Consider the following 15,612-nt stretch of genomic DNA (forward strand, 5'->3'; position numbering starts at 1 on the left):
CGGTATCCCGCTCTGGCATCGAAGAGCGCGAGGCCATCGCCACGCGACTTCCGCACTGGAGCCCACTTTGCCCTTGAACGTTCTGCTGGTCGCCTCCGAGGCCGTGCCACTCGCCAAAACCGGCGGTCTCGGCGACATGGTCAGCGCTTACGCCGCCGCGCTGCGTGAAGCCGGCGTCGATGCCACCATTCTCCTGCCCGCATATCCCAACGCTATCGCCCAGGCGACCGATCTCGTCCGCGTCGCGGTGCTCACAGGCTTGCCTGGTGGCGACGCGACGCTCATACGTGGCCGCATGCCCGACACCGGCGTGCCGGTTTTAATGCTGCGCTGCGACGCGCTCTACGCCCGCACGGGTCTGTATCAGGACGCGCAAGGCCGCGATTATCCTGACAACGCCGTACGCTTCGCGACGCTTTCGGCCGCCGCCGTGCGTATCGCGCAGGGTATCAAGGGCGTGAAAAAGCCCGATATCGTCCATGCGCACGACTGGCACACCGGCCTCACGCCGCTCTTGATGAAAGATGCGGGCGTGCACGCGAAAAGCGTATTCACGATCCACAATCTGGCATTCCAGGGCAATTACGCGCTCTCGCTTGGTGCGTCGCTCGGCGTGCCGCAAAAGTGGCTGGCAAATGCGTTGACCGATCCGCAAAGCATCGAGTTCTATGGCGCGCTCAGTCTGATGAAAGCCGGCATCGTCCATAGCGACAAAGTGACGACCGTCAGCGAAACCTACGCGCGCGAAATTCTGACGCCGCGCTTCGGCCATCTGATGGAAGGCGTGCTGCAAAGCTGTAAGGACAAGCTGTCGGGCGTGGTGAACGGCATCGACGAAGAGACGTGGAATCCGGCTAGCGATCCGCTGATCGAGCGCAACTATTCCTTCGACGATATGCGCGGCAAGCACGCTTGCAAGCGGACCTTGCAGCGCATGTTCGGCCTGCCGGTCGATCCGTTCGCGCCGCTGATGGCAATCGGCAGCCGCATGACCGGTCAAAAGCTCGCCGATGTCGTACTCGACGCACTGCCGCGTCTGCTCGAAAAGCATCCGCGTCTGCAACTCGCGGTGATCGGCAAGGGCGAATCGCACATCGAGAAAGGTTTCAGGCGGCTTGCGCAAGAGTTTCCCGATCGCGTGGGCGTGCGGATCGGCTATGACGAGCGGCGCGCGCATGCACTGCACGCGGGCGCGGACATTCTCCTGCATGGCAGCCGCTTCGAGCCTTGCGGCCTCACGCAACTTTACGCGATGCGCTATGGCACCCTGCCCGTCGCGTCGCGCGTGGGCGGTCTGGCGGATACCATCGTCGACGCCGCCGAAGCCGCCGTGCGCGAAACCGTCTATCTGCGCGACGGCACATACGAAACGCCGATCGCCATCGAGGAAACGTCGGCGGCGCCAACGGGCTTCCTCTTCGAAGGCGAATCCGCGGACGATGTCGTGCAGGCCGCGAGCCGCGCCATCGACGCCTACATGCGCCCGCAGACCTGGCGCGAACTTCAGCGCAACGCCATGTCGTGCGACTTCGGCTGGCGCGAAGCCGTGGCGAAGATGGTTGCACTCTATGTCGATCTCAGCGGCCTCAAGCCGAGCAAGACCGCCTTGCGTACCCGCCGTATTGCCGATGCCGCTTCGCAAGCCGCGCATCCGGCCATTCTCGAGACAGCCGAGCGCCTCGTCGCGCGCACTGCCTGAGCCCAAGCCTCGAAGCTATTGCACGGCAGCGTCGTCACGTCAGACGCAATGGCATTCGGGGCGCGGCACGCTACGTGCTCCAACCCCCCATGCGAAGCCCCGAAGGAAACTCTTGGGGGGCCGTGGCGCCCACCGGCGAGATGCACTCTCGCGCCGGTGCCTCGCGATACGCGACGCGGGCCAGTGTCGATACCGGCGGTACTGTGTTATCCATGTGTCGATACGTCTTGGCCCGTGACGCGTGCACAAACGACACGCCTCGTGATATATGGACCGACGCGTTGCCAGTTTGGCCCGTGAGCGTGATCGCGATTCAAAGCCCGCATCCCCGCCACCGCAGGACGACTCTGGAAAAGACGAACGATGGAAAACCATCAAGCTCATCATGCGTATGCGCCTCGTATCTACTTCATCGATCCCCTTCTCGTCGGCCCCTTGCCGAACTGGCCAGCTCAGTTCGAGCACGCAGCGGCGCTGGGCTTCGATCACGTCCTGATCGGCTCGCCGTTCGCGCCCGGAAGCAACGGGCATCGCGAGGCAGTTGCCGATCATCATCAACTTCACGCTGTTTTTGAATCCGACGCGAGCGCGGCGGACGGTCTGCGCCAGCTCGCCGATATCGCCACGAAGCACAAGCTGACCTTGCTCGTCGATATCGTGATCGACCGCGTCAGTGCCGAAGGCGGTCTTTATCAGGACAACAAGCATTGGTTCGAGCCGTTCGAGAGCGCGGATGCGCGGCTCGATCCGCGTCGCGCGCCCAGTCAGCGCGATGTCGCGCAGGCAAGGTTCGGCGATGGCGAGGCGGCGCATCATCTGACCGAGTGGTGGGCGAAGGAATTGTGTCTGCTCGCGGACGCGGGCGTTGGCGGCTTTCGCTTCGACTCGCCGCATGCGGTGCCCGCGCACGTGTGGCGGCGTCTGGGCGCGGCAGTGCGCGAGAAACATCCGCAAACCCGTTGGCTCGCATGGACGGTCGGCCTCACGCGTCACGATCTGCATGGACTGAGCGACGCCGGCTTCGACGCGGTCTTCGCCTCCACGCGCTGGTGGGACTATCGCAGCGCGTGGCTCACGGACGAACACGCGGCGCTCGCGCGCATTGCATCGCCGATCACGTTTCCGGAAGAGCCGTACGGCGCGCGTCTCATCAGCGAATTGAGCGATACCAGCGATACCGCGCTCGTCGAACGCGCCTATAACCGCTCGCTCTTTACCGCAACCGCGCTCGGTACCGGTCTGCTCGTGCCGATGGGCTTCGAATACGGTGTGCCCTTGCCGATGTCGCCGCAATACGGCGTCGCGGCGGAATATCAGCGCGCGAAAAGCGAAGCGCGCTTCGACCTGTCGAGTCAGGTCAAGCGCGCGAACGCATTGCAGCGCGATACCGGCACGCTCGAAAGCGTCGGCGAATTGCGCGCGCTGACCGGCGCGGGCACGCCCTACGCCGCGTTGATTCGCTCCGACAGCGCGGACTTGCGCCGCAGCGATTCGGCGATTCTCGCGATCTTCAATCCCGATCTCGTCGCGCCGGTGCATGTCGATACCCTGCATCTGCTCGAATCGGTGCCGGGCAATTACACGCGTTTCGCGCCGCTCGACGACGCCAAGGCGAAGCCCGAACGTCTCTTGCCGTTCACCCTGAAAGCGGGCGATGTACGCTTGTTCCGCGCCGAAGCCGAGCCTTTCATCCTGCTCGCGCAGCCGCAGGTCAAGCGAGGCGCGAAGAGCGCCGATAAAAAGTCGGTGGCCGAAGCGATCTCCGCGCCGCGGGTGTCTATCGAAAGCGTCACGCCTTCGGTCGATAACGGGCGCTTTCCGGCAAAGCATATCGTGGGCGAAGCCGTGCAGATTCAGGCCGCGATCTTCGCCGAAGGTCACGACAAGATCGCCGCCGCCGTGCAATGGCGTGCCGCCGACGAAACCGAATGGCACGAAGCGCCGATGACCGCCGTGCTCCCGCTTGGCAACGACTTGTGGACCACGCGCATTCCGCTCGAACGCGTGGGCCGTCACGAATTCGTCGTGATGGCATGGCGCGACGATTTCGCCTCGCTCACCGACCACATGTCGAAGAAGCTGAAGGCCGGGCAAACCGTCGAACTCGAACTAGAGGAAGTGCGGCATCTGTTCGCGCTGATCCTCGCCGAAGTGAAGACGGTCGAGGAGTCGGATAGCGCGCCGCTGGAAAAGATCGTCAAGGAATTCGCCAAGGCCGATGCCGCGCGCAAGCTCGAACTCGCGCTCGCGCCCGCAACCGCCAAGGCCATCGCGGCGGCGCGCCACCGGCCGTTCCTGTCGCGCGACCCGGTGGTGTATCGCATCGACTCGGAGCGCGCGGCGGCCCGCTTCGCAAGCTGGTACGAGATCTTCCCGCGTTCGATGAGCGACGACGTGAATCGTCACGGCACGTTCATCGACGTGATCGGCAAGATGCCGCGCATCCGCGAGATGGGTTTCGACGTGCTCTATTTTCCGCCGATTCATCCTATCGGCATTGCCAACCGCAAGGGCAAGAACAATTCGCTGACGGCCGAGCCGGGCGATGTCGGCAGCCCTTACGCTATCGGCGGCAAGGAAGGCGGACACACGGCGGTGCATCCGGAACTGGGCAATCTCGACGACTTCAAGCGCATGCTCGACGCCGCGCATGAACACGGCCTCGAGATCGCACTTGACTTCGCCGTGCAATGCTCGCCGGATCACCCGTGGCTGAAGGAGCATCCGACGTGGTTCGCATGGCGTCCGGACGGCACGCTGCGTTATGCGGAGAATCCGCCTAAGAAGTATCAGGACATCGTGAATCCGGACTTCTATGCGCAGGACGCCAAGCCCGATCTGTGGCTTGGCCTGCGCGACGTGTTCCTGCACTGGATTGCGGCGGGCGTGCGCATTTTCCGGATCGATAACCCGCATACCAAGCCGTTCCCATTCTGGGAATGGGTGATCGGCGACGTGCGTGCGCGTCACCCCGACGTGATCTTCCTCGCCGAAGCCTTCACGCGTCCGCGCGTGATGAACCGTCTGGCGAAACTCGGCTTCTCGCAGTCGTACACGTACTTCACGTGGCGCGAGTCGAAGCGCGATTTCATCGAGTACATGCACGATCTCACGCAGACCGATGCAAAGGATTTTTTCCGGCCGAATTTCTTCGTCAACACGCCGGACATCAACCCACGCTTCTTGCAGAGCTCGGGACGTCCGGGCTTCGTGATCCGCGCGGCGCTGGCGGCAACGCTCTCCGGGCTCTGGGGCGTATATAGCGGCTTCGAACTGTGCGAGGCAGCCGCGCTGCCGAACAGCGAGGAATATCTCGACTCCGAGAAGTATCAGCTGCGCGCGTGGGACTGGAACCGGCCCGGCAATATCGTCACCGAAGTGACGGCGCTTAATCGCATCCGCCGCGCGAATCCAGCGTTGCAGACGCATCTCGGCGTGAACTTTCTGCCCGCGCATAACGACAAGATCCTGTTCTTCGAAAAGGCGAACGAGTCGCGCGACAACGTGGTGCTCGTCGCGATCAACCTCGATCCGTTCAACGAACAGGGCGCGGATATCGAACTGCCGTGGCAGACGCTCGAACGCTGGGGCGTCAACGAATGGGATGCGATCGCCGTGGAGGATCAAGTCACGGGCGATCGGTTCGAATGGCGCGGACGGCGCCAGCATGTGCGGCTCAATCCGCATTCGCTGCCGTTCGCGATCTGGCGTATTTCGCCGACCTGGGGACTGCCCAAGCCGCAACCGAACGAATAAAGATGCACTCATCCGGCGACCTACGAGACGCCGCGAACCAAAAACAAGGGCGGCAGCAAGCCCGCAAAGCGCATGGAGCAAACCGTGGATACAAGGGTGAAGCGCAACAAGACTTCGCAAGTCAGCGACGATCCGCTCTGGTACAAGGACGCGATCATTTATCAGGTTCACATCAAGTCGTTCTTCGATGCGAACAACGACGGCATCGGCGATTTTCCCGGCCTGCTCGCGAAGCTCGATTACATCGCGGAACTTGGCGTCGATGCGATCTGGCTGCTGCCGTTCTATCCGTCGCCACGCCGCGACGATGGCTATGACATTGCCGACTATCGCAACGTGCATCCGGACTACGGCACGCTCGGCGATGTCCGCCGCTTCATTCAGGAAGCGCACGCGCGCGGCATTCGCGTGATCACCGAACTCGTCATCAATCACACGTCGGACCAGCATCCGTGGTTTCAGCGCGCGCGTCGTGCGAAGCCGGGATCGAACCATCGAAACTACTACGTCTGGTCCGATACGGACAAGAAGTACGAAGAGACGCGCATCATCTTCATCGACTCGGAGCCGTCCAACTGGACGCACGATCCGGTCGCGGGTCAGTACTACTGGCACCGCTTCTATTCGCACCAGCCCGATCTGAACTTCGACAACCCGGCGGTCATCAAGGAAGTGCTGAGCGTGATGCGCTTCTGGTTGGACATGGGCATCGACGGGTTGCGGCTGGACGCGGTGCCGTATCTCGTCGAGCGCGAGGGCACCAACAACGAGAATCTGCCCGAGACGCATCAGATCCTGAAGAAGATTCGCGCGACCATCGACGCGGAGTACCCGAACCGCATGCTGCTCGCGGAAGCGAACCAGTGGCCGGAAGACGTGAAGGAATACTTCGGCGATGAAGACGAATGCCACATGGCGTTCCACTTCCCTCTGATGCCGCGCATCTATATGTCGATTGCGAGCGAAGACCGCTTCCCGATCACCGACATCATGCGGCAGACGCCGGACCTGGGCGTGACGAATCAGTGGGCGATCTTTCTGCGCAACCACGACGAACTCACGCTCGAAATGGTCACGGACTCCGAGCGCGACTACTTGTGGAACACGTATGCAAGCGACCGCCGCGCGCGTCTGAACCTCGGCATTCGACGCCGGCTCGCGCCGCTGATGGAGCGCGACCGCCGCCGTATCGAGCTGATTAATTCGTTGCTGTTGTCGATGCCGGGCACACCCGTGATCTATTACGGCGACGAACTCGGCATGGGCGACAACATCCACCTCGGCGACCGCGATGGCGTGCGTACGCCGATGCAGTGGTCATCCGACCGCAACGGCGGGTTCTCGCGCGCCGATCCAGAACAACTCGTGCTGCCGCCAGTGATGGGTTCGCTGTATGGCTACGACGCGGTGAACGTGGAATCGCAAAGCCGCGATCCGCATTCGCTTTTGAACTGGACGCGCAAGATGCTGGCCGTGCGCCGCTCGAAGCACGCGTTCGGCCGCGGCACGATCCGCTTTCTGCGGCCGAATAATCGCAAGATCCTGGCGTATCTGCGCGAGCTCGAAGGCGAGCCGCCGATTCTCTGTGTGGCCAACCTGTCGCGCGCGCCGCAAGCGGTGGAACTCGATCTGTCGGAGTTCGCCGGCTCCGTGCCGCTGGAAATGACGGCGGATTCGCCGTTCCCGGCCATCGGTCAGTTGACGTATCTGCTGACTTTCCCGCCCTACGGCTTCCTGTGGTTCCAGCTTTGCCCGGGCAACATGCGTCCGGCCTGGTCGCAAGCGCCTTCGGAGCAACTGCCCGAATTCGTCACGATGGTGATTCGCGCCGGTCAAACCGGTCCGACGCCGGAAAATGTGCGTCTGCTCGAATCGGAAGTGCTGCCTTCGTATTTGAGCAAGCGCCGCTGGTTTGCGTCGAAGGATCAGAAGCTGCATGCGGTTCGTCTCGCCGCGCTCACGACGATCGAAGGCGCGGGCTTTGCGTTCACGGAAATCGAAGCCGATGTCGGCGATCACACCGAGCGCTACGTGCTGCCGCTTTCCATTGCGTGGGGCACGGAAACGACCTCGCCGCTTTATATGCAACTCGCGCTGGCGCGAGCGCGGCGCAATCGCGTGATCGGACATATCACCGATGCCTTCGCCGTGCCGAACTTCACCTACGGCATATTGCGCAAATTGAAGGAACGCGCGGTCGTGCCGACGGTGCAGAAAAGCGAGATCCGCTTCCTTCCGACCGAACGGCTCGATGCACTCGACTTCAATCCGGTCGAGCCGCCGGAAATCCGCTGGCTCGCCGCCGAGCAGAGCAATAGCTCGCTCGTGATCGGCGACACGGTGGTGCTGAAGCTGGTGCGGCGCGTGGTTGGCGGCATTCACCCGGAAGCGGAGATGAGCCGTTATCTGACCAAGCTCGGCTACGCGAACACCGGCCCGCTGTATGGCGAAGTGGTGCGTGTCGATCCGCAAGGCGTGCCGCACACGCTCGTCATTCTGCAAGGCTTCATCGACAATCAGGGCGATGCGTGGAACTATGCGCTCGACTATCTGCGCCGCACGGTGGATGAACTCGCAGTCACGTTCGACTCCGAAGAGCACACGCCCGAGCGCGACGCGCAGGAGCAAGGCTTTATCGGCTACGGCAACATTGCGGGCATCATCGGCAAGCGGCTCGGCGAACTGCATGTGGCGCTTGCCTCGCCAACCGACGACGAAGCGTTCGCACCACGCCGCGCCACGCCGGAAGACGTTCAGGGCTGGCTGAAAGGCACGTTGCAACTGCTGGAAACGGCGCTCGATATCCTCGCGCAAAAGATCGGCGATTTCAGCGAGCACGACCGCTTCCTCGCGCAGAGTCTGCTCGATCGCCGTGACATGCTGGTGGATGCAGTGAAGAAGCTCGTCTCGGACAATGCCGATGCGTTGTGCATCCGCATTCACGGTGACTTCCATCTGGGTCAGGTGCTGATGGCTCAGGGCGATGCGTATCTCATCGACTTCGAAGGCGAGCCCGCGCGTCCGCTCGAGGAACGCCGCAACAAGACGAGCCCGCTGCGCGATGTCGCCGGTCTCTTGCGCTCGCTTTCGTATGCGAGCGCCGCCGCGCAACCGACGACGGAAAATGCGCCCGCGCAAACCGCCGACCGCAAGCGCGCGCTGTTCGAGCGACTGCGCGCGTTCGCCGAGGAAAGCTTCTTGCGCGAGTACGTGGCAGCAATTGCGGAATCGCCCGAGCCGATCGCCGGCGAAAGCGTCTTCCCGGCCCTGCTCGATCTCTTCCTGATCGAAAAGGCCGCCTACGAAATCCGCTACGAAGCAGCGAACCGGCCGACCTGGATCGGCCTTCCGTTGCGGGGCCTCGCGTCGCTCGCGAGCCGCCTGCTTGGCGACACGGGCGTTCCGCCCGCGCCCGGCACGCGACCCGTGTTCAACGCCACCAAGGACAATCCGGATGGAACCCACCATGAATAATCGTAGCGATCCAGGAGCGGATACCCGAAACCCGGCGCACGGCCTCAGTCCGCTCGACATCGACGCCATCGTCGAGGCGCGCCATCCCGATTCGTTCTCGGTCCTCGGCATGCATCAGACCGACCTCGGGCATGTGGTGCGTGTGTTCCTGCCGAACGCGGCGGGCGCAAATGTCGTCGATGCCGCGAGCGGCGAAGTGCTCGGCCATCTCGCGCGCATTCACGATTCAGGTCTGTTCGCGGGCTTCGTGGAGCAGGCCGGCGGCGTATCGTCTGCAAATCGACTGGCATGGCACGCCGCAGGAAACGCACGATACGTATTCCTTCGGCCCCGTTCTCTCCGAAGACTGGCTCAACCGCCTTTCGGCCGCCGACCCTTACGCGGTGCTCGAATGCATGGGCTCGCGTCCGGTCACGCATGGCGGCGTGGCGGGCGCGCGCTTCGCGGTCTGGGCGCCGAATGCGCGGCGTGTCTCGGTGGTCGGCGACTTCAACACGTGGGACGGCCGCCGTCATCCAATGCGCCTGCGTCACAACGCGGGTGTGTGGGAACTGTTCGTGCCGGGCATCGGCGCGGGCACGCGCTACAAGTACGAGATCGTCACGCGCGACGGCCATACGCTGCCGCTGAAAGCCGACCCGTGCGCGATGCAGAGCGAGAAGCCGCCATCGACGGCATCGGTGGTGGCGGACGCCGATGCCATCGACCATTACGCATGGACCGACGCCGAATGGATGGAGACTCGCGGGAGCCGTCAGACGGCGCAATCGCCGATCACCATTTACGAAGCGCACGCCGAGTCGTGGCTGCGCGTGCCCGAAGATGCGAATCGCGGCATGAACTGGCACGAGCTTGCCGAGCGCCTGATTCCGTACGCGAAGGGCATGGGCTTCACGCACCTCGAATTCATGCCGATTGCCGAGCATCCGTTCGGCGGATCGTGGGGTTATCAGCCGCTTGGCCAGTTTGCGCCGTCCGCGCGCTTCGGCACGCCGGAGCAGTTCGCGGAGTTTGTGAATCGCGCGCACGAGGCGGGGCTGGGCGTGATCATCGACTGGGTGCCGGCGCATTTTCCGAACGACGCGCACGGCCTCGTGCAGTTCGACGGCACGCCGCTTTACGAGCACGCCGATCCGCGCGAGGGCTATCACCAAGACTGGAACACGATGATCTACAACCTCGGCCGCAACGAGGTGAGCGCGTTCCTGCTCGCGTCGGGGCTTGCGTGGTTGAAGCGCTATCACGTCGATGGCTTGCGGGTCGATGCCGTGGCGTCGATGCTGTATCGCGACTATTCGCGCAAGGCGGGCGAATGGGTGCCGAACATGTACGGCGGGCGCGAGAATCTCGAATCGATCCAGTTCTTGAAGCGTCTGAACCATGAAGTGCGGTATATCCCGAACACGCCGGGCGCGATCACGATCGCCGAGGAATCGACGGCTTGGCCGGGCGTGACGGCGAGCGTCGAGAGCGGCGGTCTCGGGTTCGACTTCAAGTGGAACATGGGCTGGATGCACGACTCCCTGCACTACATGGAGGAAGATCCGGTGTATCGGCAGTATCACCATCACCTCTATACGTTCGGGATGGTCTATGCGTACTCCGAGCGCTTCGTGCTGCCTCTTTCGCACGATGAAGTGGTGCATGGCAAGGGGTCGCTCATCGGCAAGATGCCGGGCGATCTCTGGCAGAAGTTCGCGAATTTGCGCGCTTACTTCGGCTTCATGTGGACGCACCCGGGCAAGAAGCTGCTGTTCATGGGCGGCGAGTTCGGGCAGTTTGCCGAGTTCAACCACGACGCGACGCCGCATTGGCACTTGCTCGACGATCCCTATCACGGCGGCGTGCAGAAGCTCGTGCGCGATTTGAACCTGCTGTATGTCGGCGAAGCGGCGTTGCATAAGCTGGATTGCGATCCGCGCGGCTTCGAGTGGATCGTCGGCGACGACAGCGGCAATAGCGTGTTTGCTTATCGGCGGACGGATGCCGAAGGGCGCGAACTCGTGGTCGTCTGCAATATGACGCCCGTGCCGCGCCAGGGGTATCGCATCGGCTTGCCGCGTGGCGGGCGATGGAGCGAGGTGCTCAATTCCGACGCCGGGATTTATGGCGGGTCCAATATGGGCAATGGCGGGGTCATTCATGCGGATGATTACCCTTCGCACGGAAAGGAGCAGTCAGCCGCGTTGACGTTGCCACCTTTGGCTACCATTGTTTTGCGGGCCGATTGAGGGTTCTTTCCGGGCGTTGCGGAAGGAGGCGCGCTGGTTTGTTCGTGTCTTCTTCCGCCTAGGCGTTTATGGGGCCTTGCTGGCGGTTTCTTTTTTCTTGAGCGTTCGGGAAAGTCGAGCCGCTGGCTTGCGTTTTTGTTCGGTAACCGTCTCCCCGGCGGCTACTGAGAACGCTGCAAGCTAACGGCTCAATTTCAACGACTCATCAGCACGGGCAAGAAACAACCCTTCAGAGAACCAGAACCCACCAGCCCGGCAAGGGCAAAAACCCCGACCAAATGGCAAACGCACTCCCCGAAAAACTTCTCCCCGGCGCATCCTACCCGCTGGGAGCAAACTGGGACGGCTTGGGCGTCAACTTCGCGGTGTTCTCATCGAATGCGCACCGCATCGAGGTGTGTCTCTTCGACAGCACGGGCCGCAAGGAACTGATGCGCTTCGATCTGCCGGAATGCACCGACGAAGTGTGGCACGGCTATCTGCCCGGCGCGCATCCGGGCACGGTGTACGGCTTTCGCGCTCATGGCCCCTATCAGCCGCAACATGGTCATCGCTTCAATCCGCACAAGCTGTTGCTCGATCCCTACGCGAAGAAACTCGTCGGCCCGTGGCGATGGTCCGACGCGCTCTTCGGCTATCGCGTGCATTCCAATCGCCTCGACATGTCGATGGATCGCCGCGACTCCGCTCCGGCAATGCCCAAATGCATCGTCACCGACGACGCCTTCGACTGGTCGCGCGACAATCGCCCGAACACGCCGTGGGGCGAAACCATCATCTATGAAACGCACGTGCGCGGCGCCTCGATGCTGCGCGACGATATCCGTCAGCACGAACGCGGTTCATTCGCCGCGCTCTCGTCGCCGTGGTTCATCGAGCATCTGCAAAAGCTCGGCATCACCGCCGTCGAATTCCTGCCCGTGCACGCGTTTCTCAACGACCGCTTTCTCGTCGAACGCGGTCTCAAGAACTACTGGGGTTACAACACGGCGGCGTTTTTCGCGCCCGAGCCTTCGTATCTGTCGACGCATCGGCTGAACGAAATGCGTATCGCCGTGCGGCAACTGCATGCGGCGGGCATCGAAGTGATTCTCGACGTGGTCTACAACCACACCTGCGAAGGCAGCGAACTGGGGCCCACGGTGTCATGGCGCGGGCTTGACAATGCAAGCTACTACCGTCTGATTCCCGGCGACGAGCGGCATTACATCAACGAAACCGGTTGCGGCAATACCGTGAACCTGTCGCATCCGCGTGTGCTGCAAATGGTCATGGACTCGCTGCGCTACTGGTGCACGGCGTTCAATATCGACGGCTTCCGTTTCGATCTCGGCGTGACGCTGGGCCGCGAAGGGCACGGTTTTGATCCCGGCTCGGGCTTCTTCGACGCCATTCGCCAGGACCCGATTCTCTCGACGCGCAAGCTCATTTCCGAGCCGTGGGACATTGGGCCGGACGGCTACCAGGTCGGCAATCATCCGCCCGGTTTCGCGGAGTGGAACGACAAGTACCGCGACGGCGTGCGGCGCTTCTGGCGCGGCGATTCGGGCATGCGCCCCGACCTCGCCGCGCGGCTCACCGGCTCGGCCGAGCTTTTCAACCGGCGCTTCCGGAAGCCGTGGGCTTCGGTGAATTTCGTGGCATCGCACGATGGCTTCACGCTCGCCGACGTCACCGCTTATTCGGAAAAGCACAACGAGATGAATCAGGAGGGAAACCGCGACGGGCACAATGAAAACTGCAGCGCGAACTGGGGCGTGGAAGGCCCGAGCGACGATCCCGCGATCCGCACCGTTCGCAATCGCCTCGCGCGCTCGATGATCGCGACCACGCTTCTGTCGCTCGGCACGCCGATGCTGCTGGGCGGCGACGAATTCCTGCGCACGCAGAACGGCAACAACAACGCTTATTGCCAGGACAACGACATTTCCTGGACCGACTGGGCCGCGGCGCATAGTCCCGAAGGCCGCGAGATGACGGAGTTCGTCGCAAGCGTCGTCGCGCTGCGCAAAAAGTACCCGGTTCTGCGGGAAACTCGCTTTCTCTACGGCGACCGCGAAGTGCTGCCCGGTCTTTACGATGTGAGCTGGTTCGACGAACGCGGCGTCGCGCTCGCCATCGAGGCATGGCAGGACCCTGAGGGCCGCGCGCTGACCTTGCGCCGGGCGGGGCCGGGACTCGACGGCGAGATCGACGTGATCCTGCTCCTCATCAATGGCTCGGGGCAGAACCTCGTCTTCACGCCGCCTCCGCCTCACTTGGAATGGAACGTGCTCCTGGATAGCGCTGAGCCCGACGCCATCCAGCGGCCGCTCGTCGGCAGCGAACTGGAGGTCGCGGCGCACAGTATCGTCGTGCTGCTCGCGCAACCGACCGGCGACGCCGACTGGCAGGCGGTCTGGATGGCGGGCGCACATCAGGGTCCGCGTCTTCTGACCGCGCTGCCTCCCGATCCGGGCACCATACCGGCAAATCGACCGCCGGGCATCGATTCGGCTCAATGAGGCGATTCACCACGGCTCGCGCGGCGCACAGAAAAGTGGCATATCCCGCAGTACACCAGGCTCGAAATCATGTCCGAACGTCCGATTGATCCGCACAAGCATCACCACGCGCATTGCCTTCCCTTCGGCGCGCATCTGACCGGCGCGGCGCGCGAAGCACCGCGCACGCGTTACCGTTTCTGGGCGCCGTCGCGCGACCGCGTGCAACTGGAGTTGCAGCGCGAAGGCGATGCCGCGCCCGCGCTCATCGACATGCAGCCGGCCGGTGACGGCTGGTTCGAAGTCGAAGCCGATGGCGGCGCGGGCACGCTGTATCGCTATCGTCTGGATGCCGATCTCGCGGTGCCCGACCCGGCATCGCGCTATCAGCCGGAAGACGTGAACGGCCCGAGCGCGGTGGTCGATCCGCGCGCGTATCGCTGGACCAATACGGACTGGCATGGCCGGCCGTGGGAAGAAACCGTGCTGTATGAAGTGCACGTCGGCGCGATGGGCGGCTATGCGGGCGTTATCGCGCGTCTGGACGAGTTGGCGCAGCTCGGCGTCACGGCCATCGAACTCATGCCGCTGAACGACTTCTCCGGCACGCGCAACTGGGGTTACGACGGCGTGCTCCCCTACGCCCCGGATTCGGCCTACGGTCATCCCGATGAACTGAAGAAGCTCATCGACATTGCGCACGGTCTCGGCCTCATGGTGTTCCTCGACGTGGTGTATAACCACTTCGGCCCGGACGGCAACTATCTGCATGCATATGCGAAAACCTTCTTCCGCGAAGGCGTGGATACGCCCTGGGGTCCCGCGATCGATTTCGAGCGTCCGCAAGTGCGCGACTTCTTCTTCGATAACGCGCTGTACTGGCTCAACGAATATCGCTTCGATGGCTTGCGTTTGGACGCCGTGCACGCCATCAACGACGACGAATGGCTGCGCGAATTCGCGGACCGCGTGCGCAGTTCCGTGGAAACGGGCCGTCATGTTCACCTCGTGCTCGAGAACGAACACAATACGGCCAATCTGCTGGAGTCGCACTTCAACGCGCAATGGAACGACGACGCGCACAACACGCTGCACGTGCTTCTGACCGGCGAGGACGAGAGCTACTACGGCGCGTATGTCGACAAGCCCACGGATAAGCTCGCACGCGTCTTGAGCGAAGGCTTCGTGTATCAGGGCGATCCATCGCCGATTCACGACGGCAAGCCACGCGGCGAGAAGAGTTCGCATCTTCCGCCCACGGCGTTCGTGATGTTCCTGCAGAATCACGATCAGGTCGGCAACCGCGCGATGGGCGAACGCCTGCGCTCGCTCACCGACGACGCCTCGCTCTACGCGGCGACCGGACTTTTGCTGCTGTCGCCGCAGATTCCGCTTCTGTTCATGGAAGAGCAATACGGTTCGAAGCAGCCGTTCCTCTTTTTCACGGACTATCACGACGAACTCGCCGATGCCGTGCGCGAAGGCCGCCGCAAGGAATTCGCGAAGTTCTCCGCATTCACCGACGAAAAGCGCCGCGCGCAGATTCCCGACCCGAACGACAAGCGCACGTTCGCGATGTCGTCGCCGAACGTCGAAGGCAAAGCGGACGAACTCGACCGCCTCGACTGGCTGCACTTCTACAAGTCGGCGCTGGCCGTGCGTGCGAAACTCATCGCGCCGCGTCTGAAGGGCTCGAAGTCGCTCGGCGCTCAAGTGCTTGGCGACAAGGCCGTTCTCGCAAGCTGGAAGCTCGGTGATGGCGAAACGCTCACCATCGCGCTCAATCTCGGGCAAGCGCCGGCCACGCTTGAAGAAGCGCCGAAGGGCAAGGTCATCTTCGAGACGCCGGCGCGCGCGCAGGATGGCGCGAGCGCGGGCGAAATCGGTGGACGCAGCTTTATCGCGTGGCTCAGCGGCGATGTAAACGGCTTTGCCCATGCACAAGGAACCCGCACGTGAGCGCCACTGC

5 protein-coding genes and 1 pseudogene are annotated in these 15,612 nt (G+C 63.0%); all 6 read left to right on the forward strand.

What is annotated here, in order from left to right; all coding sequences use genetic code 11:
* Window positions 1-67 precede the first annotated feature (67 nt).
* The 6 genes and pseudogenes from glgA (at window position 68) to treZ (ending at window position 15,602) form a co-directional block, all read left to right on the forward strand.
* Window positions 68-1,699 (forward strand): glycogen synthase GlgA, encoded by a 1,632-nt coding sequence (gene glgA, locus P9292_RS12665; RefSeq protein ID WP_309959283.1) that lies wholly within the window; start codon window positions 68-70, stop codon window positions 1,697-1,699.
* 363 nt (window positions 1,700-2,062) lie between these two features.
* Entirely contained in the window at window positions 2,063-5,455 is a 3,393-nt protein-coding gene (locus P9292_RS12670; protein WP_309959286.1) for a maltotransferase domain-containing protein, read from the forward strand.
* 72 nt (window positions 5,456-5,527) lie between these two features.
* Window positions 5,528-8,929 carry a maltose alpha-D-glucosyltransferase gene (gene treS, locus P9292_RS12675; RefSeq protein ID WP_309959288.1) on the forward strand — a complete coding sequence of 1,134 codons (3,402 nt, stop codon included), beginning with the start codon at window positions 5,528-5,530 and terminating at the stop codon, window positions 8,927-8,929.
* Window positions 8,922-11,160 (forward strand): annotated as a pseudogene (gene glgB, locus P9292_RS12680) (1,4-alpha-glucan branching protein GlgB). The gene treS and the pseudogene glgB overlap by 8 nt, the downstream one beginning before the upstream one ends.
* Window positions 11,161-11,438: 278 nt before the next feature.
* On the forward strand, window positions 11,439-13,664 hold the full coding sequence (glgX, locus tag P9292_RS12685) for a glycogen debranching protein GlgX (RefSeq protein WP_244829148.1): 2,226 nt from the start codon (window positions 11,439-11,441) through the stop codon (window positions 13,662-13,664).
* Between the two features lie 69 nt (window positions 13,665-13,733).
* Complete coding sequence (gene treZ, locus P9292_RS12690) at window positions 13,734-15,602, forward strand: malto-oligosyltrehalose trehalohydrolase (protein WP_309959292.1); 1,869 nt, start codon at window positions 13,734-13,736, stop codon at window positions 15,600-15,602.
* Window positions 15,603-15,612 lie beyond the last annotated feature (10 nt).

It is taken from the genome of Caballeronia sp. LZ001 (assembly GCF_031450875.1).
In the GTDB taxonomy this organism is placed as follows: domain Bacteria; phylum Pseudomonadota; class Gammaproteobacteria; order Burkholderiales; family Burkholderiaceae; genus Caballeronia.

Excerpts from the sequence above, each read along its gene's own strand:
- P9292_RS12670 (WP_309959286.1), top strand. The coding sequence starts at position 2,063 with ATGGAAAACCATCAAGCTCATCATGCGTATGCGCCTCGTATCTACTTC.
- glgX (WP_244829148.1), top strand. The coding sequence starts at position 11,439 with ATGGCAAACGCACTCCCCGAAAAACTTCTCCCCGGCGCATCCTACCCG.
- treZ (WP_309959292.1), top strand. The coding sequence starts at position 13,734 with ATGTCCGAACGTCCGATTGATCCGCACAAGCATCACCACGCGCATTGC.
- treS (WP_309959288.1), top strand. The coding sequence starts at position 5,528 with ATGGAGCAAACCGTGGATACAAGGGTGAAGCGCAACAAGACTTCGCAA.